At 45.2% G+C, this 24,351-nt stretch carries 21 protein-coding genes; 12 read left to right on the plus strand and 9 right to left on the minus strand.

Annotated elements, in window-relative coordinates:
* Positions 1–8 precede the first annotated feature (8 nt).
* The 9 genes from CTT31_RS17250 to hemB all read left to right on the plus strand — a co-directional run bounded on the left by CTT31_RS17250 (position 9) and on the right by hemB (position 7,833).
* Positions 9–623, plus strand: a complete 615-nt coding sequence (locus CTT31_RS17250; RefSeq protein ID WP_017218336.1) for a ubiquinone biosynthesis accessory factor UbiJ — start codon at positions 9–11, stop codon at positions 621–623.
* A gap of 1 nt (position 624) precedes the next feature.
* The gene (ubiB, locus tag CTT31_RS17255; RefSeq protein WP_017218335.1) at positions 625–2,229 is read left to right on the plus strand and encodes a ubiquinone biosynthesis regulatory protein kinase UbiB; all 1,605 of its coding nucleotides are present in this window, start codon (positions 625–627) and stop codon (positions 2,227–2,229) included.
* Positions 2,230–2,289: 60 nt separating this feature from the next.
* A complete protein-coding gene (tatA, locus tag CTT31_RS17260) occupies positions 2,290–2,526 on the plus strand; it encodes a Sec-independent protein translocase subunit TatA (protein WP_017218334.1) in 237 nt (78 codons plus the stop codon).
* A 6-nt stretch (positions 2,527–2,532) separates the two neighbouring features.
* Complete coding sequence (gene tatB / locus CTT31_RS17265; protein WP_010376473.1) at positions 2,533–2,844, plus strand: Sec-independent protein translocase protein TatB; 312 nt, start codon at positions 2,533–2,535, stop codon at positions 2,842–2,844.
* 113 nt (positions 2,845–2,957) lie between these two features.
* Entirely contained in the window at positions 2,958–3,701 is a 744-nt protein-coding gene (gene tatC / locus CTT31_RS17270; RefSeq protein WP_026001017.1) for a twin-arginine translocase subunit TatC, read from the plus strand.
* Positions 3,698–4,198, plus strand: coding sequence for a hypothetical protein (locus CTT31_RS17275; RefSeq protein WP_017218332.1), 501 nt, complete (start codon positions 3,698–3,700; stop codon positions 4,196–4,198). Before tatC ends, CTT31_RS17275 begins: the two co-directional genes overlap by 4 nt.
* Positions 4,198–4,974: a TatD family hydrolase gene (locus CTT31_RS17280; protein ID WP_017218331.1), complete on the plus strand. Its 777-nt coding sequence runs from the start codon at positions 4,198–4,200 to the stop codon at positions 4,972–4,974. Before CTT31_RS17275 ends, CTT31_RS17280 begins: the two co-directional genes overlap by 1 nt.
* Before the next feature lie 8 nt (positions 4,975–4,982).
* The gene (locus tag CTT31_RS17285) at positions 4,983–6,821 is read left to right on the plus strand and encodes a sensor domain-containing diguanylate cyclase (RefSeq protein WP_017218330.1); all 1,839 of its coding nucleotides are present in this window, start codon (positions 4,983–4,985) and stop codon (positions 6,819–6,821) included.
* A gap of 1 nt (position 6,822) precedes the next feature.
* The gene (gene hemB, locus CTT31_RS17290) at positions 6,823–7,833 is read left to right on the plus strand and encodes a porphobilinogen synthase (protein WP_026001016.1); all 1,011 of its coding nucleotides are present in this window, start codon (positions 6,823–6,825) and stop codon (positions 7,831–7,833) included.
* Between the two features lie 82 nt (positions 7,834–7,915).
* Here the strand turns inward: hemB and CTT31_RS17295 are convergent, their stop codons facing one another.
* The 7 genes from CTT31_RS17295 to agaR all read right to left on the minus strand — a co-directional run bounded on the left by CTT31_RS17295 (position 7,916) and on the right by agaR (position 16,097).
* On the minus strand, positions 7,916–8,305 hold the full coding sequence (locus CTT31_RS17295) for a hypothetical protein (RefSeq protein ID WP_017218328.1): 390 nt from the start codon (positions 8,303–8,305) through the stop codon (positions 7,916–7,918).
* A gap of 244 nt (positions 8,306–8,549) precedes the next feature.
* Complete coding sequence (gene fusA, locus CTT31_RS17300; RefSeq protein ID WP_017218327.1) at positions 8,550–10,637, minus strand: elongation factor G; 2,088 nt, start codon at positions 10,635–10,637, stop codon at positions 8,550–8,552.
* 224 nt (positions 10,638–10,861) lie between these two features.
* Positions 10,862–12,013 carry an N-acetylglucosamine-6-phosphate deacetylase gene (nagA, locus tag CTT31_RS17305; RefSeq protein WP_017218326.1) on the minus strand — a complete coding sequence of 384 codons (1,152 nt, stop codon included), beginning with the start codon at positions 12,011–12,013 and terminating at the stop codon, positions 10,862–10,864.
* Positions 12,006–12,914 (minus strand): ROK family protein, encoded by a 909-nt coding sequence (locus CTT31_RS17310; protein WP_017218325.1) that lies wholly within the window; start codon positions 12,912–12,914, stop codon positions 12,006–12,008. The genes nagA and CTT31_RS17310 overlap by 8 nt, the downstream gene beginning before the upstream one ends.
* Entirely contained in the window at positions 12,911–14,029 is a 1,119-nt protein-coding gene (locus tag CTT31_RS17315; RefSeq protein WP_260491643.1) for an SIS domain-containing protein, read from the minus strand. The genes CTT31_RS17310 and CTT31_RS17315 overlap by 4 nt, the downstream gene beginning before the upstream one ends.
* Positions 14,026–15,315: a D-tagatose-bisphosphate aldolase, class II, non-catalytic subunit gene (locus CTT31_RS17320; protein WP_260491644.1), complete on the minus strand. Its 1,290-nt coding sequence runs from the start codon at positions 15,313–15,315 to the stop codon at positions 14,026–14,028. The genes CTT31_RS17315 and CTT31_RS17320 overlap by 4 nt, the downstream gene beginning before the upstream one ends.
* Before the next feature lie 11 nt (positions 15,316–15,326).
* Positions 15,327–16,097 (minus strand): transcriptional repressor AgaR, encoded by a 771-nt coding sequence (gene agaR / locus CTT31_RS17325; protein ID WP_017218322.1) that lies wholly within the window; start codon positions 16,095–16,097, stop codon positions 15,327–15,329.
* A gap of 255 nt (positions 16,098–16,352) precedes the next feature.
* Between agaR and CTT31_RS17330 the strand changes: the two genes are divergently transcribed.
* The 3 genes from CTT31_RS17330 to CTT31_RS17340 all read left to right on the plus strand — a co-directional run bounded on the left by CTT31_RS17330 (position 16,353) and on the right by CTT31_RS17340 (position 22,004).
* The gene (locus CTT31_RS17330; RefSeq protein WP_045964720.1) at positions 16,353–17,723 is read left to right on the plus strand and encodes a Gfo/Idh/MocA family oxidoreductase; all 1,371 of its coding nucleotides are present in this window, start codon (positions 16,353–16,355) and stop codon (positions 17,721–17,723) included.
* Between the two features lie 103 nt (positions 17,724–17,826).
* Positions 17,827–20,676, plus strand: coding sequence for a TonB-dependent receptor (locus tag CTT31_RS17335; protein ID WP_260491645.1), 2,850 nt, complete (start codon positions 17,827–17,829; stop codon positions 20,674–20,676).
* Between the two features lie 38 nt (positions 20,677–20,714).
* A complete protein-coding gene (locus CTT31_RS17340) occupies positions 20,715–22,004 on the plus strand; it encodes a DUF3472 domain-containing protein (RefSeq protein WP_260491646.1) in 1,290 nt (429 codons plus the stop codon).
* Here CTT31_RS17340 and CTT31_RS17345 read toward each other — a convergent pair.
* Complete coding sequence (locus CTT31_RS17345) at positions 22,001–22,705, minus strand: response regulator (RefSeq protein WP_069021687.1); 705 nt, start codon at positions 22,703–22,705, stop codon at positions 22,001–22,003. The two genes, CTT31_RS17340 and CTT31_RS17345, sit on opposite strands and share 4 nt — an antisense overlap.
* Positions 22,706–22,707: 2 nt before the next feature.
* Positions 22,708–24,336: an ATP-binding protein gene (locus tag CTT31_RS17350; RefSeq protein WP_260491647.1), complete on the minus strand. Its 1,629-nt coding sequence runs from the start codon at positions 24,334–24,336 to the stop codon at positions 22,708–22,710.
* Positions 24,337–24,351 lie beyond the last annotated feature (15 nt).

The raw sequence follows: 24,351 nt of genomic DNA on the forward strand, positions 1-24,351 counted from the left end.
GAGTTGCTGTGTTAGCTTCATTACTTGGCGCCGTACTTGAGACGGCTTTAAACAAAGGCCTTAAACTCTCGCCTGAGCTAAAGCATGTGCTAAGTAAAGGCCAACACAAAGTGCTCAGTGTTGATATTCGAGATCAAAATACTTGTTTAGCTGTGACTTACACAGGCATTAACATTCACGTTTTATGTCCTTTTGATGGCGAAGCCGATTGTTCAATTAGTGCCGATTTACCAACCTTGCTTGAGCTCAAAGATCCAAGCCAACTCACTGCGCTTATCCGTCAAGATAAGCTCGACCTTGAAGGGGATTTGGCGCTCGCACAACTATATAGTAATGCATTAGCAACACTTGATATTGATTGGGCGGAACACCTCGCCAAATATGTCGGTGATGGGCCCGCACAAGTTGCCGTAGATGCTTTTCATAAGTTGGCGCATCGCGCAAAGCAAGATGGACAGGTAGCCAAGGCAACCCTAACTGGGTTATTTCAAGATGAGTTGAAGGTTGCGCCTCACCCGCTCGAGTTTCAACAGTTTAAGCAGCAAGTGAGAACATTAAACAATCAAGTCGAAAGCTTAAATCAACGCCTCAGCGCATTACTTCAGCAAAACAAAGGAAATTAGGTTGTCTTTACTTCGCTTGCATCAGATCACCAAAACATTTTTAACCTATGGTTTAGACGAAATCGTCCCTGCGCATAAGCAGCCTTGGTACGGTAAACTCGCTCGAGCGAGTTTGTTTTGGCTACGCAACAAACATAAAGACAAACCAGTAGGCACACGCCTACGTCTGGCATTACAAACTTTGGGGCCGGTGTGGATCAAGTTCGGCCAGATGCTTTCAACCCGTCGAGATTTACTACCACCAGATATTGCTGAAGAACTTGCATTTTTGCAGGATCAAGTTCAACCATTTGACCCCGCGATGGCACAAAAGCTCATTGAGCAAGCACTAGAAATCGACAATATTCATGAATACTTTGCTGAATTTGAATCAAAACCGCTAGCTTCAGCCTCGATAGCGCAAGTACATGCAGCCAAGCTACAACACAAAGATGAGTTAAAAGATGTCGTGATCAAAGTTATTCGTCCCGATATCGAGAAACAAATCCATGCAGACCTCTCTTTAATGGAGCGTTTCGCTAAAATCGTTGTCAACTTACTCAGCGAAGGAAAACGCCTGCGCCCAGTGGAAGTTGTTAGGGAATACAAAAAAACCTTACTCGACGAGCTAGACTTGATGCGAGAAGGCGCGAACGCAATTCAACTCAGACGCAACTTTGAAGACTCAGATTCACTGTATATCCCTGAGGTATATAGTGATTATTCACGTAAAAACGTGCTGGTGATGGAACGCATCTACGGTATTCCGGTTTCAGACACCGAAGCCTTGTTAGCACAAGGCACCAATATGAAATTGCTGGCCGAGCGCGGCGTGGAAGTCTTTTTCACACAGGTATTCCGTGACAGTTTTTTCCACGCAGATATGCATCCTGGCAATATTTTTGTCTCTCGTGAAAATCCTCATAATCCTAAGTATATTGGTATAGATTGCGGCATAGTCGGCACCTTAAACCGCGAAGATAAACGCTATTTGGCCGAAAACTTTATCGCCTTTTTTAATCGTGATTACCGCCAAGTAGCGCAACTTCATGTGGATTCTGGTTGGGTTCCTGCAGATACCTGCGTAGAAGAGTTTGAGTTTGCCATTCGCACTGTATGCGAACCCATTTTTAACAAACCGCTTGCAGAAATCTCTTTTGGTCATGTGCTAGTAAATTTGTTTAATACGGCAAGACGGTTCAACATGGAAGTGCAACCACAGCTAGTATTATTGCAAAAAACCCTGCTGTATGTAGAAGGCCTAGGGCGCCAACTTTATCCGCAGTTAGACCTGTGGAAAACGGCCAAACCTTTTTTAGAGCATTGGGTGCAAGAACAAGTTGGCCCTCTCGCGGTGGCGAAAAAGCTATATGCGAATTTACCATTTTGGGCTGAAAAAATGCCTGAACTGCCAGATTTGATTTACCAAAATCTTAAGCGCCGCCCCCCTCCAGCTGTCACACAAAAAGCAGATACTGCGACTAAGCCTCTATTATTGGGCTTAGCAGCGAGCAGTTTTGCAATTATATCGGGATTGAGCTTTATTTTTGACAAGCCTGTCGCAAGTAGCCTACTTGCGATTATTGCCGTGCTAGTATTTATTGGCGCATGGCGTAAAACAGGGTGATTTTTTGCTCGCTAGGCGTATAATCATTATTCATAAGCAGTAAGTATCAATGGAGTTATTATGGGATTCGGTGGGATCAGTATTTGGCAATTACTTATTATTTTAGCCATCATTGTTTTGTTATTTGGAACTAAAAAACTACGCGGTATTGGTAGTGATTTGGGTGGTGCAGTTAAAGGCTTTAAAAAGGCGGTATCGGATGAGCAAACTGCGACTGACGCTGAGCCTGAAAAGTTAAAAAATACAACAACTGAGCAAGCACAACCGGTATCAGAGAAAGAAAAAGATAAGGTGTAATTCAGCATGGGTATGTGGGAGTTAGTGGTCGTTCTTATCGTTGGCCTAATTGTACTTGGCCCTGAACGTCTTCCCGTTGCAATCCGCACCGTAGCAAGATGGATAAAAACGGTAAAATCTGTCGCCAATTCAGTCAAGGCTGAAGTGAGTGAAGAATTACGTGTTCACGAGCTACATAATAACTTGAAGAAAGCGGAACAACAGGGAATGCAAGATTTGGCCCCCGAACTCAAGCAATCCGTTCAAGAGTTACAAGATGCGGCTGAATCAGTCAGACATTCTTATAAATCAACCGAAAATAATAAAAACAAAGACTAATCAATCTAGCAGTTAGATAGTTCAGTCAAAGGCTAGTTTTGGGTAATTTAGACGCCCAAACAGCTCCTTTTTGTTATATCTAACTGGAATTATATTCGTACGAGTCAAGTTACATGACAGAATCAGCCCAAAGTGGATTTATAGCTCACCTTGTTGAGTTAAGAAACCGCTTAATGAGAGCGTTATTGAGCGTTTTCGTTATCTTTGTTGCTTTGGTGTACTTCGCCAATGATATCTATGCCTTCGTTGCTGCACCGCTTGTAAATAGCTTGCCTAGCAACACAACCATGATAGCTACAGATGTTACAGCGCCGTTTTTTGCTCCGTTTAAATTAACGCTTTTTGTGTCACTATTTGCCGCTGTGCCTTTTATTTTGCATCAGGTGTGGGGCTTTATCGCACCCGGTTTATATAAACACGAAAAACGTATGCTTATCCCCATATTACTCTCAAGTGTATTGTTATTTTATGGCGGAATAGCATTTTGTTACTTTGTTGTCATGCCTATCATACTTGGCTTTTTTACCAGTGTGGGGCCTGAGATGATGACATTGTCACCGGATATTAGCAGTTACCTTGGCTTTATCCTTAAGCTATTTTTTGCTTTTGGCATCGCCTTTGAAATTCCCGTCGCTATCATGCTTATATGTTGGAGTGGCATGACAACCCCTGCGAGCTTAAAAGAGAAACGACCTTATGTTGTCGTTGGTGCTTTTGTCATCGCAATGTTTTTAACTCCACCAGATGTTCTATCTCAAACTCTATTGGCACTCCCTATGCTACTCTTGTTTGAACTAGGACTCATTCTAGCCAAATTTTACAGCGCCAAACCAAAACAACAGGAGTCAGAACAATGAAAAAAACCATGATACTGTTCGCACTAGGATTTTCCTCTTTATGCGCCGCAGAGCCGATAAATACGCAAGCACTACAAGCTTGTACTCTGATTGAAAATGATTTTAAACGACTCATGTGCTACGACAATGTGATTGCTAATAAACCAATCACGGAAACACATTCAAGCAAAGCGCCTGTAAACAAAGATAAAATAAACACAGTGCGCAATGAAAAAAAAGCAGAATTGAAAGAAGATGGCTTTGGTTTAGAGCATAAAGTTAAAGCGGCAAGCGAAGAAATCGAAGAAATTACAGCTAAACTCGTAAAAACAACCACTCAAGGCCGCGATAAAATGGTATTCACCTTAGACAATGGTCAAGTATGGAGGCAAGTTTCTTCAGAAACTTTTTTCGCCAATGAAGGAGACACATTAATTATTGAACGCGCGTCTTTTGGCTCTTTTTTAATGAAGAAAGCGGGCTCAAACCGTACAACGCGAGTTAAACGAGTTAACTGATGAACACGATGTTCGATGCTGGTGTAAACCTCACCAGCTCGCAATTTTCATCCGATTTGGCCGAGGTAATTGCTAGAGCCAAAAACGCTGGCATAGAATCTATGCTCGCCATTGGCTGCGATTTAACAAGCAGCGAACAAAGTATTTCACTCGCTGAGCAATACCAGCTTTATTGTACAGCAGGTGTCCACCCTCACGACGCAAAAGATGCACCTGACACGCTCTACGATGATCTCCTCACTCTTTTAAAAAGTAGCAACAGGGCTATTGCTGTTGGTGAATGTGGCTTGGACTTTAATCGCGACTTTTCACCAAGGCCGATACAACAAAGCGTATGCTTGACGCAACTGCAGTTAGCAGAAGCTATTGATTATCCAGTGTATCTGCATGAAAGAGACGCGCACGATGCGCTATTTTCGTTACTGCAAGAAGTTAACGTTCATGGAGTACTTCACTGTTTTACTGGTGACCATAACGCACTACGACGTTACTTGGACTATGGGTTAATGATAGGCATCACAGGCTGGGTTTGCGATGAACGTAGAGGCCAAGCACTACAAGATCTAATCCAGTACATCCCCCTAGACCGTTTGCTGTTGGAAACTGATGCGCCCTACCTACTACCTAGAACAATTAGCCCAAAGCCCAAGTCTCGCCGCAATGAACCAATGTATTTATCTTATGTGGCTGAACAAATTGCACACCTAAAACAATGTCCTGTCACGGAAGTGATGAGCACGACTTCGGCTAATTTTAAACAGCTGTTTGTGAGGTAAAGCCAGTAATGCGCATTGTGTTGTCTTTACTTATATTGATATACAGCTCTGCTGTATTTTCTGCCGTCACTATTTCAGAGTCATTTAAGGTAGAACACCAAGTAAAGCTAAGTTACACACTGAGTAAATATGCATCGTTAAACGAACTGCTTGCGGCTCCTGTCGAATGGCATAGCAGCACCCAAATCCCCACAGGCCTTCGACCTGTAGCAAAGTACTTATGGCTAAAAATAGCGCTGCACAATACTAATAACTCGCTCACGCCAGTATTGGTAAGTATAAACAATAATCTCATCGATGCGGTAACTGCCTATCATGTCAGGCCGAACCATCCAATATTCAGCTTAGATATGGGCGATGCCTTGCCACTGATTAAGCGACCACTAAAGTATGAATCTCTAGTTGTTCCGCTTGAGCTGCAGCCACAAACGCAAAGCCATTTATACTTACAGATCAGTGATGAGGGGGTTATCACGGCTCCTCTTGCAATTTGGGAGCCGAATGAATACCTCCAATTTAAGAGTAAATTTAATCTTATTTTTGGAATTTTAGCAGGCTTTGTACTAGCACTCGCCCTAACCAATGCCACGCTCTATTGTGTTACAAAAAAAGGTTACTTTTTATGTGCCACTTTGTTTATCGCTACAGTATGGCTTTTCAATGCACATATCTATGGCTTTGGTTATCGATATTTTTACTCTTCATGGCAGTGGTTTCAACAGTATGGTCAAGGCATGATGATGTTATTGCTCAGCGCACTGCTGTTGCCCGCTTTGAGTTATTGCTCTGGAAAGTCACTGCTTGCGCACCCAAAGCTGACGAAAAGAAAGGCCATTCTAGCGACATTGTGCTTGTTTCTGCTCATTGCTTTTTTACCTGTTTCTCAGTCTCTCCTGCTAGCGCTTAGCATCAGCTTTATTGTCTCTGTATTGATTATCTATACGCTCGCTCGTGTTAACCACAAGAGTCGAAATATCTTAATTGCAATCGCACTCTGCCACTTTATCGTAATTAGCTACCCGTTTACGGTTGAGCTGGGGGTTCAGTCCGGCAGCTTTTTGAGCCATTTGGGTTACTTTGGTATTTTTGTCGTTGAAGCCACGTTGCTGAGTTACCTGCTCATACGTCTATATATATTTCAAAGAGATGAAAAGCTGGCCAAGCAACAGCAACGGCTAGCTCATACTCAAGCTGAAGATGCCCTATTAAAAGAAAAGCTTAAACTACAAGAACAGGCCCAGTACGACTTAGAGTCCAACATTGAGGAACGCACTTTTGAGCTTCAAGTCACATTAAGGGAACTTGAGGATAAAAACCGAGAGCTCGAGCGCATGAACATGGAAGATCCACTCACAAAAGTGAAGAACCGGCGCTATTTCGACAAGCGTTTACAGATGGAAGTACGTCGTTCAAGACGAGAGCAGACAGTATTGAGCCTTGTTATTTTTGATATCGATCACTTCAAAAAAATTAACGACAAATATGGTCACTTGGCTGGTGATCAAGCAATTTGCGAATTTGCCAACTTAATAAAATCACACTTGCGGCGACCACATGATGAAGTGTTCCGCTATGGTGGTGAAGAGTTTATTTTGCTACTACCAAACACCCCAGAAGAAGGTGCTGTCGGAGTAGCTGAACGCCTGAGAGTGGCTACAGCAGATCTCAATATCAAATTTGGTGAAGATACGCTTAAGTTGACCACCAGTGCAGGCGTTTATAGTGCAGTGGTTAGCGATCCACATAACCCACAGCTTTACACTGACAATGCGGACAAAGCCTTGTATCAAGCAAAACAGCAAGGTCGTAATCGTGTTGTTACTTTCAAACCCAATCAGGAGAACTAACGTGGCTCAATCAGGACTCGATCTTTTCCCCCTAACTCGCATGCGCAGAATGCGTCGCGATGACTTTTCAAGACGTCTAATGAGCGAAAGCACGCTAACGGTTAATGACTTAATCTATCCAGTATTTGTATTGGATGGTGAATCTAAGCGTGAAGCTATCCCATCAATGCCAGGTATTGAGCGTTTATCTATTGATCTATTAGTTGAGGAAGCCAAGCAACTAGTAGAGCTAGGGGTTCCTGCCATCGCCTTATTCCCAGTAACACCGGCGGAACAAAAATCGTTACTAGCTGAGGAAGCATACAACCCTGAAGGGATTGCACAAAGAGCGGTACGTGCTATTAAAGCAGCATGTCCTGAGCTTGGTGTGATCACCGATGTTGCATTAGACCCATTCACAGTCCACGGTCAAGACGGTATCTTAGATGAAGATGGTTATGTCATGAATGAAGAAACCGTGGAAGTATTAGTCAAACAAGCGCTTTCGCATGCAGAGGCAGGTGCCGATATCGTCGCCCCTTCCGATATGATGGATGGCCGAATTGGCGCTGTTCGTGAAGCACTTGAAGAGTGCGGTTTTATCCATACTCGTATCATGGCGTACTCTGCCAAGTATGCATCGAGTTATTATGGCCCTTTCCGCGACGCGATTGGCTCTGCAGGCAACCTAAAAGGTGCAGACAAGAAAACCTATCAAATGGATCCTGCTAATTCTGACGAAGCATTACGTGAAGTGGCTTTGGACTTACAAGAAGGTGCTGATATGGTGATGGTAAAACCAGGTATGCCATACCTTGATGTTGTCAGACGCGTTAAAGATGAGTTTGGAGTACCAACATTTGCTTACCAAGTCAGCGGTGAATACGCCATGCATAAGGCTGCGATTGATAACGGCTGGTTGGCTGAGAAGCCTGTTGTACTGGAGTCTCTACTAGCATTTAAGCGTGCTGGTGCGGATGGCATTTTGACTTACTTTGCAAAACAAGCCGCAATTTGGCTGAATGAAAAGTAATACCAATTGCATTAATGCAATTGGTGTGAAACCTTTAAATTTGAGCAGGTGAAACCCTCACCTGCACTTCCTTTATTACACCTTATCTGACCAAACTTTCTGCTTTTAAAAGCTCATCGCGATTCATTTTCCAGCTAAAGAAGCGAATAATACGACCATCATCAAGATATACCTCGGGAAGACTTACAATACCTAAAGAGCGCAACCTAATCGCCTGAATATGTTCCGTATGGATATAATGGGTTTTACCTAAAAAGTTATAGCTAACCCCCGCCTTATCTATATGCAGAAAACGCTTTCCGGTTAGTGACAGTATCAATATTGTTAGGGTAAAAAATAGTAAGGTAAGTGTAACTATTTGCAATAATGATGAGGGAGTATCTAAAATGAAAAACAGTTCATTACCCAGCCAGATAAGGGACAGTGCCAGTACATAGAAAAGCCAGTTTATTTCCAGCTCTAAAGTTCTCATTGAGTATCTCCTTTATTTACCCAACCACAATCAAATTTGAGCCCACGACGCAATAATGTGACTCTATTTATTGAAGAAAAGCTAATGATAAAGTGCTAATATTCCTAAAGCAAGAACTTTAAAATTAATAAAACATGAAATAATCGTGACGACTTTTAGACAGGGTATTTAACTTATAACCAATTGAATTTAAAAATAAAAAAGGCCGCCAAAGGCGACCTTCTCATGCAAAATAAGTAATTAATTACTTAGCTGCTTTTTTCTCTTTCTCAGCTGCGATTACCGCGTCAGCAACGTTTGCTGGACATGGTGCATAGTGTGAGAATTCCATTGAGAACTGACCACGACCAGACGTGATAGTACGTAGGTGACCGATGTATCCGAACATTTCAGATAGTGGTACTTCACCCTTGATACGAACGCCCATTGCGCCAGCTTCTTGGTCTTTGATCATACCGCGACGACGGTTAAGGTCACCGATTACGTCACCTACGTTGTCTTCTGGCGTGAACACGTCAACTTTCATGATTGGCTCAAGAAGTTGTGCTCCCGCTTTAGGGATAGACTGACGGAATGCGCCTTTAGCAGCGATTTCGAACGCGATTGCTGACGAGTCAACTGCGTGGAAACCACCGTCGAATAGCTCAACTTCAACGTCTAGTACTGGGAAGCCCGCTAGTACACCTTCGTCCATCATTGACTTGAAGCCTTTCTCAACTGCTGGCCAGAATTCCTTAGGAACGTTACCACCAACAACTGTAGACTTGAACGTAAAGCCAGAACCAACTTCACCAGGCTTGATACGGTAGTCAATCTTACCGAACTGACCAGAACCACCAGACTGTTTCTTATGCGTGTAGCTATCTTCAACTTCTTGTGTGATAGTTTCACGGTAAGCAACCTGAGGCTGACCAACGATTAGGTCTACACCGTATGTACGCTTAAGGATATCTACCTTAATGTCTAGGTGAAGCTCACCCATACCTTTAAGGATAGTTTCACCTGAATCTTCATCAGTCTCAACTTGGAATGAAGGATCTTCTGCAACCATCTTACCGATCGCGATACCCATCTTCTCGTTACCACCTTTATCTTTAGGTGCAACAGCGATTGAGATTACTGGATCAGGGAAGATCATCGCTTCAAGTGTACACTCGTGCTTAGGATCACATAGTGTGTGACCAGTTTGAACGTTCTTCATACCAACAACAGCGATGATGTCACCCGCTTGTGCTTCAGTAAGTTCAGTACGCTCGTCCGCTTGCATCTCAACCATACGGCCGATACGCTCTGTTTTACCAGTTGCAGAGTTAAGGATAGTGTCACCTTTCTTCATGCGACCTGCGTAGATACGGATGAACGTAAGTGCACCAAAACGGTCGTCCATGATTTTGAACGCAAGCGCTTTAAGTGGTGCATCAGCGTCAACAGTAGCTACTTCACCAGTAGGCTCACCTGTTTCAGGATCTGTTAGTGGCTGGGGCTCAACTTCTGTAGGAGAAGGTAGGTAATCTACAACAGCGTCAAGTACAAGTTGCATACCTTTGTTTTTGAACGCTGAACCACAGAAAGTTGGGAAGAACGCTAGATCACGAGTACCTTTACGGATACACGCTTTGATTTGCTCGATAGAAGGTACTTCACCTTCCATGTACGCTTCCATTAGGTCGTCGTCTTGCTCAACAGCAGACTCAACTAGCATCTCATGGTATTCTTCAACTTTGTCTACCATGTCAGCTGGAACGTCAGTAATTTCGTAGTTTTCAGGAAGACCTGTGTCATCCCAAACGTATGCTTTTTTCTCAAGTACGTCTACAACACCACAGAACTGGTCTTCGATACCGATTGGAAGCGTCATCACTAGTGGGTTAGCACCAAGTACTTTCTCAACCTGACCAACTACGCGGTAGAAGTCTGCACCCATACGGTCTAGTTTATTTACGAAGATACAACGAGCAACTTCTGATTCGTTCGCATAACGCCAGTTAGTTTCTGATTGTGGCTCAACACCACCAGAACCACAGAATACACCGATACCACCGTCAAGTACTTTTAGTGAACGGTATACTTCTACTGTGAAGTCAACGTGTCCAGGAGTATCGATAACGTTTAAACGGTGGCCTTTCCACTCACAAGTTACCGCTGCTGATTGGATTGTAATACCACGCTCAGCTTCCTGCTCCATGAAGTCAGTAGTAGACTCACCGTCGTGTACTTCACCAGTTTTGTGGATTTTACCAGTAAGCTTTAGAATACGCTCAGTGGTGGTAGTTTTACCCGCATCAACGTGCGCGAAAATACCAATGTTTCTGTATTTCGATAAATCTGCCATTGTTTTACTCTATTTAAAGTAGAAAAATTATTCGGCGGGAGTATATCACCTCTTGTAGCGAACATCATCCTTGAAGTCGTCTAAAATGCAATCAATTCGCGAAAAAGTTTCTAATGCGAAACTTTGCGACCCATTTTTACCGTATCGCTTACTGCTAGGCCGCTGTATTTAAGAAAATTCAGTTGTATTTTGTCAATTTCAGGGCGGTGAGCTTGGGTTTTTGCTTAAAATATCTGCTTTCCGAACAAGTTGGCATGCTGGACTTGGAAGGCATCATCTAGCAAAGAAAAATGCGCTATTTTACCCACTTCAATGCTACCAAGTTCATTGTCCATATTTAAATAAGTTGCGGGTACTAAACTTGCCATATTGATGGCTTCTAGAAGCGGAATGTTGGCCAATTCTGCTAAATTCTTCACTGCTTTTTCAAGTGTTAGTGTACTGCCGGCCAAACTGCCGCTGTGAGTTTTCGCCACGCCATCCTTAACCACAACTGGCATTTCACCCAATTGATATTCACCATCTTTAAGGCCACCAGCATTAATACAATCACTGATCAAGGCCACCTTATGCTGACCTTTGAGGCGGTAGATCAACTGTAAAATCGCAGGGTGTAAATGAATACCATCGGCAATCACTTCCACCAAGGCTTGGCTATCAAGTAACAACGCACCAGCACAACCAGGTTCACGGTGATGAATGCCGCGCATGCCGTTAAACACGTGCACCCCGCCGCAGGCACCATGTGCTAGAGCGGCATTGGTTTGCGCAAAATCCGCATCACAATGACCTAACATCACCCGCACCCCATGTTTACTTAGGTACTGTGTCATCTTAACGCCATTAGCCTTTTCGGGCGCGAGTGCCACCGCTTTAAGCGCACCATCAGCCGCGCTAATCATTTCATCAATTAAGGCTTCGTCTAACGGCTTAAAGAAAGCTTCGTTATGGGCACCTTTGTGTTTTTCACTAAAAAATAAGCCCTCACTGTATCCGCCCAACACCTGAGCGCCCGGCATCTTTTGCTTATAGGCGGCTCCAATAACCTTCATCGCGGCAATAGTCTGTGGCCATGTAGTCGTCACCGTGGTTGCCAAAAAACCAGTGACGCCATGTTTGAGCAACGAGGTGCTAATGGTTTCGATACTGGAGAGTTTGCCATCAATAACATCACAGCCCTCGCGGCCATGAATATGCAAATCAATTAACCCAGGCCACATGTCGAGTTTGGGATAAGACTCGGTATTATCAGGCGCTTCCGCCGCTGGAATAATCGCGTGAAAACGCTCACCTTTTATTACCGCAACGTGCGCTTCAAGGACGCTGGTAGGGGTATAGATACGACGGGGCTGAATATAACGAAGCTGCTCAAGCATTTACTTTACTCCCAAGTAATGCCGCACCCAATGCGCCACTCGCATCACCATGCTTGGCTCTAACAATATCTGGCACTGATACAGCTGAAAACACATGAGGTTCGATGGCTTTTGGGAGCGTCTCTACAAGTTCATCAATAAGCGACATACCACCGCCAAGCACGATAACTTCTGGGTCATATGCTTTGATTAAATTTGCAAACGCCGAGCCCAACAGATCCATATAACAATTAAAAGCATGGCGAGCTTCACTTTCTCCAGCCCGCATCGCTGTGATAACTTGTTCTGAGGTAAGTGTTCGCGTAGTGAAATGTTGATACAAACCGGCAAGCCCTGGCCCTGCAACATAGCGCTCTAAACACCCTTGCAGTCCACAGCCACACGCTAAAATAGGCAGGTGATATTTTTGCTGTAACACCGCAGAAAGCGGATGGTGGCCATATTCTCCGGCGATCCCTTGGGCACTTTTATACAACGCGCCATCAATACAAAATCCGCCTCCAGCACCGGTGCCTATTATTGCCCCAAAGACCTTTTGATATTGCTTACCGGCTCCAAGACTGGCCTCTGATAACGCAAAGCAACGGCAGTCATTTTCCACAGCGATGGGCCGTTCAAGTTGTGCAACAAGATCAGCCTTAACTTCTTTGCCATTGGCGCAAGGGACATTTGCTGATAGCACGCGCTGCTGCGCATTTACTATCCCCGGCATACCAATACCAACCTGTCCGTTACAACCATATTTGTCATCGGCTTGCTGCACCAAAGTGACGATTTGCGCCAAAAACGCCTCATAACTGTGCTTTGGTGTCGCCACACGCCAAGACTCTAAGCGTTGTAGCTTTTCATCAAACACCGCTATTTCAATTTTGCTCCCGCCAACATCCACTCCATAAATCATACTTCACTCCCAAATGGATGAATGACTACGCCTTGCACAACTCTATTCACTTCCCCCGACGGGCAAGGATTGTCTGGTGAAATGCCGAGGCTCAGCGCTTTATAGAAACTTAACTGCTGTGCAAATAACATATACAGTAACCCTTGCCACACGTCTTCTAGTGGTGGCACTTTAGGACAAAGTGAATGCACCGTCATGGCTGTACCGTCACGCTGCAATTCAGCAACTAAATCCTGATCGTACAAGCTGGTATAACCATCACTTGAGATAAAACATACCACGACAGTTTTGCTATTGATAAGTGATTTTGGACCATGACGGAACCCAAGCGGTGACTCGCTCACGCTCATTACTTGGCCTGCCGATAACTCAAGCATTTTTAGCGCAGCTTCCTTTGCAAATCCCAGTAAGCAACCTGAGCCTAGATACACCAAACGTTCAAATGGTTGTTGTGCAAATGCACGGATATTTTGCTGTTCTGTTGCAGCTAACATGCTTTGCGCTGCATTGATCAACTTATCCACGGAGCCGTCATCCACTGCAAAAAGTTGTAGCGCTGCGACCATCATTGACGAATAGCTACTCGTCATTGCAAAACTTTGGTCAAGCGTAGGCTCTGGTAGCAATATACTTGTTGCATTGCTTGTCTGCTGAGCTGCTTGATGCAACTTTCCATCACGGTTGCAGGTGATAAAAAGGTGCTGACTGTTACTAACCAGCTGTGTTACCAGCTCTACGGCCGCAACACTTTCTGGACTATTACCAGAGCGAGCAAAGGAAACCAATAAGCACGGTTTATCCGTCGCTAGGTATTGCCTTGGTGCAGCAACTAAGTCAGTTGTGCTCACAGCCCGCACACTTTGGCGCATGTGTGTATTAAGATGAGTGGCGATAGCGTCACCGATATAAGCGGATGTACCCGCCCCCGTCAAAATAACCTGAGTATCAGGGTCATCTAGAAAAGGAGCTAACTCCACCAAAAGCCTAGGCTTTATGCTCGCGACTAATTGGGCGGTCTCTTGCCACATCTGCGGCTGCTGGGTGATCTCTTTTGCTGTCCAATAGGCATTTCGTGTTTTTAATTGCGCAATTTCGTGTCCTAGCAAAGTGTTCATGACGCTTTCTCCATGGCAAAACACGCATTTGAATAGCGAGCCACAACACGTTGAATTTTGGCAATCACCAAGGCTTTGGCGTCCCTTTCTATTTCACCACGGCGTACTTGTTGATATAACTCTGGAAAATATTGGCTGATAAGCGGCAATGGTAAAGTCTGCCGCGCTAGGTTTTCGAGCATCGTTGCTAACGCCTTTTGCACCGCTTCTTGATGCCAGTAATAGCGAATACGGTCGCTAAAGCTAAATTGGCGCAAGAACCGGAGTTGCTGTGACTCGCCGTGATAAAAACGCTGCCAACTCGTAGGCTCTGCCAGCATGACCTCGTCCACTACCTCAATAAACTGACTATGAACATCGGGTAGTAATTGCTTTTCAATATGGTGAAGCGCGAATAACCCTTCACGCAGCGCAAAGGTCAACTCAGGTCCGACTTTCAAAATGGCAAAGTGATCAGCAACCAACGACTGATAAGCGCCTGCAGTTTGATAATCTGTCGAATGCGCTTCGAAAGCGATACGGTCAACGGTACGAATAAAGTCTTTTAGTGCACTTGCTTCATTCGGTTTGTAGTCAAATACTTGGGTATTATCAAACTCAACACCCGGCTGCACTACCATCGCAACCACGCGTTGCCACGCATCCGTTAATCCTTTGTTTGCAAAGAGTTCACGGTGGCAAGCTAGGGTCTCTTGCGCAGCAACTTGGCTGGTCGGCTGAAGACTGTCAATCTGTTCATCAGCTCCACCTGGAGGAGGAACTTCAGTACCAATCACATAAACAATATCACTACGACCAAACGTCGCAATCGCGGCGGCTTCCGCAGTTTGACACAACAAGGCAGCGCGATCAGCGACAATATCATCACTTAACGCGTCAGGATCGTCAGCACAGGGCATACTGGCATCTAAGTGAACTTTCTTAAAACCGGCCTTCACGTATTCAGCGACTAAGTCGCACGCTTTGGCCATCGCGGCTTGGCTATTTTCACTCGTCCAACAGACTGGTCCCAAGTGATCACCGCCAAAAATCAGTAACTGCTTATCAAAACCAAGCTCGTCGGCCATCTCTTCGACTTTGGCAATAAAATCCGCGGGACGCATCCCGGTGTAACCGCCAAATTGGTTAACCTGATTGGCCGTGGCCTCAATTAATAGCAGCGTATTTTCCTGCTTGGCATATCTTATCGACGCTTCCAGCACCCAAGGGTGAGCTGAGCAAATGGCATAAATGCCTGAGTTTTTCCCTGATTTATTGGCTTCGATTAGGGCTTGGAAACGCCGCATATGATCACCTCTTAAGACGTTATTAAATGTACCTCAATTCCGGCGGCAACCAATTGCTGATGAATATCAGCTGGAATACCACTGTCCGTTACCAAAACGTCAATTTCTTCGCAGGCGATAATACGATGTACACCTTTACGATCGAACTTGCTGGAGTCCGTCACCACTATGACTTGCTTTGCAGCTTTACACATCTCGCGGTTAAGCGCGGCTTCTGGCTCAAAGTGTGTTGTTACACCAACATCAACAGAAAACCCATCAACACCAAGCACCAAACGGTCAAAGTGATATTGCTTTAGCTGATCTTCTGCGTGGCTGCCATAAAACGACAGCGACTTTTTACGCAGTGAGCCTCCGGTCATCAACACTTCAACGCCATCAGCTGCAACGAGTGCTTGCGCCACGTTAAGACCATTGGTCATCACCACTAGCTGTTGATGTTCAGTAAGCTGCTTCGCAACCTCTTCTGTGGTGGTTCCAGAGTCCAGAATAATAGACTCATTATTGCCTATAAGGCCCGCCACCAACTTTGCAAGCTCGACTTTCACTTGGTGATGATGATCGTGCTTTTCCGTTATGGTGAGCTCTTTGGTTAACCTAGAACTCGCAACGGCACCACCATGAGAGCGAACCAACAACCCTTTATCATGTAAGGCATTGAGATCATTTCTGATCGTCACGGTTGATACACCAAATTGTTCTGCCAGCTCGGATACTTCTACTCGTTCCGTTTGACCAACGAGTTGAACGATTTCGTGGCGTCTTTCGATGGTGTTCAGCATGACACCTCCTTTCGTTTTGGTTAAATTTAGTCTACACAGCTTTCATTTGCTTTCAATTTATTTTTTTAACTTTAAACAAAAACAAACACAAACATCTGTTTTATAATGATTTAAAGTTAATTCGGAAACAAACCGAAACACAAACGAAAGAATGTGAAAGATATTTTTCTTGCGTTCAAAATAAAACTGCCGTAATAATAACCAAAAAATAACATTTCGTTTTTAACAATAAGAGTGAACAACTAAGAGGTTATTATGGGTGATCTAAACCGCCGGCGATTTCTTCAATCAATGGCTGCTATCGCAGCAACGAGCGCAGTGGTTGGCTGCGCAAGTAACAATAATAAGACGCCGCTTACACCAAAGCCACAAGGAAATTCAGTTCAAGGTCTAGTCGTACCGAAACTGGATGTCGTGCGAGTGGGCTTTATTGGTGTGGGTCAACGTGGTGTTGGCGCGGTAAAACACTTTTGCCATCTTGACGGTGTCGAGATCAAGGCCATCTGCGATACACACCAAGAAGTCGTCGATAGAGCGGTTAAAATTGTTGTCGACAAGGGTTTACCCAAGCCTGCGACTTACGGCAAGAGTGATATGGACTATCGCCGCATGTTGGCGCGCGATGACATTGATATTGTGATCATCTCTACACCTTGGAAATGGCATACGCCTATGGCGGTAGACACAATGGAAAGTGGCAAACACGCTTTGGTTGAAGTGCCAGCGGCAGTAACGATAGAAGAAGCGTGGCAATTGGTAAATACCGCAGAGCGCACGCAAAAGAATTGCATGATGCTGGAAAACGTTTGCTATGGCCGCGACGAGCTGATGGTATTAAACATGGTTCGCCAAGGGCTATTCGGTGAGTTACTGCACGGTGAAGCAGCTTATATCCATGAACTTCGTTGGCAAATGAAAGAAATTGAGCATAAAACTGGCTCATGGCGCACACATTGGCATACCAAACGTAACGGTAACCTCTACCCAACCCATGGTTTAGGCCCGGTTTCTCAATATATGAATATTAACCGTGGCGATCGTTTCGACTATATCTCGTCTATGAGTTCACCAGCACTGGGTCGGGCAGCCTATGCCAAACGAGAATTCCCAGCAAATCATGAGCGTAACCAACTGAACTATATTGCTGGAGATATGAACACTAGCATCATTAAAACCATCAAAGGTCGTTCGATTATGGTACAGCACGATACCACTACCCCACGCCCTTACTCCCGCCACAATTTAATTCAAGGTACTAACGGCGTATTTGCAGGATTCCCCAACCGCATCGCGCTTGAAAACGGCGGGAGTAAGAGCTTTCACGAGTGGGATTACGATATGAATGATTGGTACGGCAAATACGACCATCCACTTTGGCAAAAAATGGGGGCTGAAGCAGAGCGCAACGGCGGCCATGGTGGCATGGATTTCTTAATGTTCTGGCGCATTATTTACTGCCTTCGTAATGGCGAACCGCTAGATCAGGATGTTTACGACGCAGCTGCTTGGTCAGCGGTCTTCCCTCTTTCAATGGACTCAGTTGCAGACAGAAGTAATAGCAAGGACTTCCCGGATTTCACCAGGGGCACATGGCGCACTGCAGCACCACTAGGCATTGTTACATAACTAACCAAAGGTTAAATACGTTATCTATAGCAAATGCTATCAATGCCTGAATAAGCGCCCGTAAAGCGGGCGCAATAATAACAACACTCAACAGGACAACAAGATGAAACACACTCTAAAATTGTGTGCTGTGGGATTGGCCGTGAGCTGTGCCCTGTCCCAATATGCGCACGCACAGGAAACAGAACAGAACAGCGGATCCGACGAGCAAGATAAAGCCAAGCAACAAGTCGAGAAAATTGAAGTACGTGGTGTACGTTCTAGTATCAAAGAGTCACTCTTTCTCAAGAAAAACGCCGTCGGCGTAATGGATGCCATCGTTGCCGAAGACATTGGTAAGTTTCCAGATCAAAACCTTGCTGAAGCGCTACAACGAATGACGGGTATCGCCATTACCCGTAACGCAGGTGAAGGACAAAACGTCACTGTGCGGGGCCTTGGCGGGGACTTTAACGTTACCACCATCAATGGTCGTAGAATGGCATCAGAGCACACTAGCCGTGACTTTAACTTCGATTTAATTGCGCCTGAGATGGTTCAAGCATTAGAAGTGTACAAGTCACCACAAGCACAAACGCAAGAGGGGGGGATTGGTTCAGTCATCAATATAAAAACCCGCCGACCGTTAGATATGGATGGCTTTACCCTCGCCGGAAGTGCCAAAGCCATTTACGAAGAACGTACCGGCGATACCAACCCTCAAGCCTCCTTCCTAATTAGTGATACCTTTTTTGACAATACCTTTGGCGCGCTATTCACCGCCGTTTATTCAGAGCGAACACAACGCGAAGACTCCTACGAGGGACAAGGGTTTTACGATCCTGAAGAAAATACCGACGTGCGAGTCCCTGTTGATAGTAACCGAAATGGTGAGCTAGATGAGGGCGAGAAAGTACACCCATCAATGATCCCAGGATATGTACGCTACTCGAACTGGCAAGACGAACGTGAGCGCATTGGTGCAAGCCTCGCCTTACAATGGCGCCCAACGAATGATATTGATGTCACCTTTGATAGCTTATACTCAAGTTACAAAACCGACGGTGAAAAATATCAAATCTCATTCGTCACTTATGATGAACCTTGGACGCCCGGGATCCCTGCAGTAGGTGAGTTAAAATTCAATGAAGATGGCAACGTCAACTACATTGAGTTAGTCGATGGTGCGATGGCTGAGCTACTGAACGTCTCTGAGCCTCGCAATACCGACACTTGGCAGGCCGGTCTTAACTTCAAGTGGTATGCTACCAGCGATCTAACGCTTGAATTTGATGTGTCTAAGTCCCGTGCCGAGCGGATCAATGATGGCGATAACCGCTACATCGTGGCGCGTGGCTTTGTTGATACCATCACCATAGATCAAACCGGTGACAACCTCCTGCCAGATGTGACTATGTCGCCAGCACTTAATGCCGATCAACCCTTTGGTGCTCACTACAGCTACAACTATGGCACGGAAGTGATCAGTGATGTTGAAGAGTTAAGGCTCGAAGGGACATTTATTCCAGAATGGGAATTTGTCAAAGACATCAAGTTTGGCTTTCATTACGGTAAGCAATCTAAAGCTAGAGATGTGAGCAAGTCAAATAACCCTTCGATGTTCAGTAATGGTGGGGCTTATTTTAAAAACTCAGATTACGATAGCTTTGATAACTCAAGCGTAGAAAAGCTCGGTGGCCTTAACTTATTTAGACTCCCCGCTGATGTACTTGTACCCGCCAACTTTGATAATTTCTTAGAGGGTGAGCCAGGCATGCACCCTGCGCCGTGGGCAAGCTTTGACTACGACAAACTCTATGCTTTTTATCAATCTATTAATGCCCAAGCCGCAGATGAAAAAATTAGAGCTTCCAAGAGCCCCAAAGATTCCTACGAGCTTTCTGAGTCAACGTTTGCACTTTATTTAGAGACCAATCTAGTCGGCGAGCTGTCGGAAATGCCTTACAACTTAAACCTAGGCGTAAGAGCAATCAAAACCGAGATCACCTCTGATGGCTATGTTTTTGATTACCCAAGTCTAGTATACAACGTAGAAGAAGACGAAGATGGCGACATTATCTATCGCATAGAAGGGGATATTGCCGATTATTACTCCGATTCATACGTAGAAGATGACTACACTGATGTACTGCCTAGCATGAATTTTAAGTTAGAAATAACAGACTCACTGTTATTTAGAACCAGCGCGGCTAAAGTTATCACCAGACCTAGCATCGATTTTCTAACTCCATATAGCTCAATTAATTTCAGTAAGTTTGAACTTAATCTTGCCAACCCTGGTATCAAGCCACTAAGAGCTGACCAAATTGATTTGGGACTAGAGTGGTACTTCTCTGATTATGGTGCGCTCACCTTTGCAACCTATTACAAAGACATTAAATCTGTTATCGCTCAGGGACGTGTTGGCACGATAAAAGTGGGGAAATTCATAAAAGACGGCGTTGAAGTTGACGGTCCGGAATTTACCCAAGTATCGCCACGTTCAGAAGCGGGAGCAGAGATCAAAGGTTTCGAAATTGCTTACCAACAGTCATTTGAGGAATTGCTACCGGCACCATTTGATGGTCTAGGTATGCAAATCAACTACACATTTACGGATAGTAAATACGACGACCCCGAAAAAGACGAGCTACCGTTCGCTGGTATGTCTGAGCATTCTTACAATGCGGTTATCTATTATGAAAAGGATGACTACCAAGCGCGTATCGCTTACAACTGGCGAGATGATTACCTGAAGTATCCAGATGCATGGGGCGGCCCGGAATGGGCAGCGGATTATGGTCAGTTTGATTTCAGTGCCAGCTATAATTTTACTGAAAAGACACGAATTGACCTAAACGTGACTAACCTCACCAATGAGCGTCAATGGTCATACATTAAAACCCAAGAGCAAGTGAGCCACTTGAGCCGTTACGGCCGCAGTATCAGTTTAGGCATTAACACTTCTTTCTAATCAACATGGGGCAACGCGCCCCATTCAAGGAACTTAAGATGAAGAATACAATAATCACACCGATACTGCTGTGCGCCTCACTATTTGCCTCAGCACAAGAGGCTTATATCAGCAGTTACGGTAACGCCTGGGTCAACAACGATATTGACGCCAGCAGGCAATATATAACTCAAGCCGGAATTGCCCCATGGCAAGATAAGCAACTCAGGTTTAATCACTATTTTTATGCTAATAACGTTGGCACCTACACCCTCTATTTACACCTAGAGAAACCAAGTGCACCAAGTACATTGCTGGTAACGCATAACAATAAACAAGTGACGCTTAACCTCGATAGACAAAGCCCGACTAAGGTAAAAGTCGGTGACTTTATCGTGACGCAAGTTGGCTATCAAACCGTCCAAATAGCCGGTGACACCTTAGCCAATGGGCGAAACAGTACCTTCCCTGCCATTACCGGGCTCAGTCTCGATGGTGAGGCCATGACCCCCGCGCCTAACTATGTCAAAGAAGACTTTTACTGGGGTCGTCGCGGCCCTTCAGTACACCTTTCCTATACCGTACCTGACAAAAAGGACTATAACTGGTTTTACAACGAAGTAACGGTGCCATCTGGCTATGATCCACAAGGTTCGTATTTTATGGCGAATGGTTTTGGCGAAGGTTACTTTGGTATTCAGGTAAACTCACCCACCGAGCGTCGCGTGCTATTTTCGGTTTGGAGCCCGTACCAAACCGATGATCCGAGCACAATTCCTGACAATCTTAAAATCAAATTACTCGCTAAAGGCGAAGGCGTTTACGTCGGTGAATTTGGCAATGAAGGTTCTGGTGGGCAAAGCTATTTACGTTATAACTGGCAACCGGATACGACATATCGCTTTTTAGTCAATATCGAGCCTAGTACGACTTATGAAGGCCATACTGAATATCGTGGCTACTTTTATGCGCCGGAAACCGGTCAATGGAAGCTGATCGCAGCCTTTAGCCGCCCTGAAACCAACACCTATGTTGCAAGACCGCATAGCTTTTTGGAAAACTTTTTACCCGAAGCTGGACAGTTTGAGCGTAAGGCATTTTATAACCGCCAGTTTTTGCGTGACACCCAAGGTAACTGGGTTGAGTTGAATCAGGCTAAATTCACTTATGACGCCACCGCCAGGAAAGGATCGCGTTTAGATTATCAAGGTGGTGAGGAGCAAAACCGTTTTTACTTACGTAACACCGGTTTCTTCACGGGACCCACACCTTATCTCAGCGAATTCACTCGCCCTAGCAGCAATGATGCGCCGGTGATCCCATGGCAGTCACTACAGGCACACCCTTAATTTAAATGATAGCTTCTCTCTGGTCGGCCAATGCTACCGTAGCTTTGGTCGGCTTTTACTTCTTCTATACTAACCAAAAACTCTAAATAGCGCCGAGCGGTTGAGCGACTCACCCCCACCAATTCTCCCATTTGGGTTGCTGTAAACACCTGCTTGGGCTGGCTTTGAAATGCCGTACGAATTTTTTCCAAAGTAAGTGGGTCAACGCCTTTAGGTAGTCTAGCCGTACTTTGTACGCTCGCCTGTTCACTACCAAATAAGGTGTCGACCATAGATTGCGTCACTTCATTGGCACCATCCAAACACTGCTGACGTGCTTCAAAGCGGGCGAGTGCGAGGTCGAGCCGTTCCAAGATCAGCGGTTTAACTAAAAAATCGCAAACTCCCAGACGGATCGCCTTTTCTAGCGTCGCCACTTCTTTTGCTGCGGTGATCAGCATCACTTCGCTTTTACAGCCTTGCTCGCGTAGCATCTTTAAAAACTCAAGGCCATTGCCATCGGGTAGATAAATATCCAATAAAATTAAGTCGGCTTGTATCGCACTCAACAGTACCGTCGCGGTAGAAACATTGTCGCTACTGGCCACCACCCGATATTGCCCTTGCCTTGCGCTACTTGGTGTTGCCGGTGTCACTAGGTATTGCGCTAATAATTGTGCCACAGCTACTTCATCTTCGATGATCACCACAGAATAAGTCATTGTTATTGCTCTTTTACTTGCTTGGGAATAAAGACCGTGATCCTTGCACCAAGTAATTCAGACTCCCCAACCTCTAAGGTTCCGTGGCAGGAATCAAGATTTGTTTTTACGAGATATAAGCCAACACCATGTTGGTCGCCGGACTTAGTACTAAACTGCGGCGTAAACGCCTCTTCGACGTTACCAATCAGTCCAGTGCCGCTATCTTCAACATCAAAGATAATATCCTGAACCGTTTCATCCACTGTTACGACCACTTTGGCAGACCGCAACTGTGCCGTCGTTCTCGCCGCTTCGATGGCATTATCAATGAGATTACCTAATATTGAAACTATTCGTTCCAACATCTCTTTTTGATGGATAGCGCACAGCGCACTGTCGGAACTCACCTCGAGTGCCACATTATGCTCTCGTGCTTTATGGTATTTACCGAGTAATAAGCCCGCGATCACTGGCTCTTGTATATAAGTGAGAAGGTTTTCAATTTGCGCTTGTGAGCCTTGGCTTTCTTGACCTATCAGCTCAATCGCTTTGTCATATTGCGCCATTTGGATAAGCGCGCCAATGGTATTTAACTTGTTTGAATAGTCGTGCGTTTGCACTCTCAACAGTTCTGCAAAAGCCTGTACTTTAGTGAGCTGCTTAGACACGTACTCTAGTTCATCGGAGGGCCGCATACTCAGTAAAATTCCCTCGTGTTGACCTTGCACTTGCAGCGCAAACCGCGATAACACCAAACGCTTGTCAGCAACAAATAGCTCGAAACCAACCAAAGGGCGATTGGGATTATGCAACAAGAAGTCGCTATGCTCTGGCAACAGATCGCTCAGGTGTAAACCCTGCTTACTCAAGCCACGAGGCTTGTCGAGAATTTCGCACGCACGTTGATTCAAACGGCGCACACGGCCATCGGGGTCGAGCGCGATAATCCCCGTGCGTACGGTATTCAGTATCGCCTCTTGCTCTGCAAATAAGCGCCCGATTTCATCTGGTTGCAGGCCAAAAATGGCTTGGCGGACACGTCGACCAATCCAAATTGCGGCAATGACACTGAGCAGTAACACCGCTGCAGCTCCAACAAAAACGGCAATGCTGCGCTGCAACACCAACGACTCAACGGATTGCACTAAAAAGCCTACCGAGACTAAACCAATCACCTCACCAGCGGGAGAGTACACAGGCACTTTGCCGCGAATAGATTCACCTAAACTGCCCTGTGCCGTTGAGATATAACTCTCTCCAGACAATGCGGCTTGGCTATCCCCTCCGACCATAGTGCGACCAATTTTTTGCTCATCGGGGTGGGCAATACGTCGCGTTTCGGTGTCACCAATGACGATAAAATCTGCGCCAGTTGCCTGGCGCAGCAGCTCAACATTAGTATTGAGGCGTTGGATCTGTGAGCTATCCCTATCTGTTATGAGTGCCGTTATAACATCTTCACGAACCGCCACCGCCTTAGCCAAAGCCAAGGCTTTTTCTCCCACTTCCTGGTGTAAGCTTTGCGTAATAACCTGATACACCAACGCGGTAAATAAGCATGCTTGGATCACACACAAGCCCACAACCCAAGTGATCAGTCGCGTTTCTAAGCGTTTTGGTCTGCGTGCTAATTTTTGTGATTGCGACACACGTATTTCCTCACT

Origin of the sequence: Pseudoalteromonas maricaloris, from assembly GCF_024746855.1 — a bacterium.
Taxonomy (GTDB): Bacteria; Pseudomonadota; Gammaproteobacteria; order Enterobacterales; family Alteromonadaceae; genus Pseudoalteromonas; species Pseudoalteromonas maricaloris.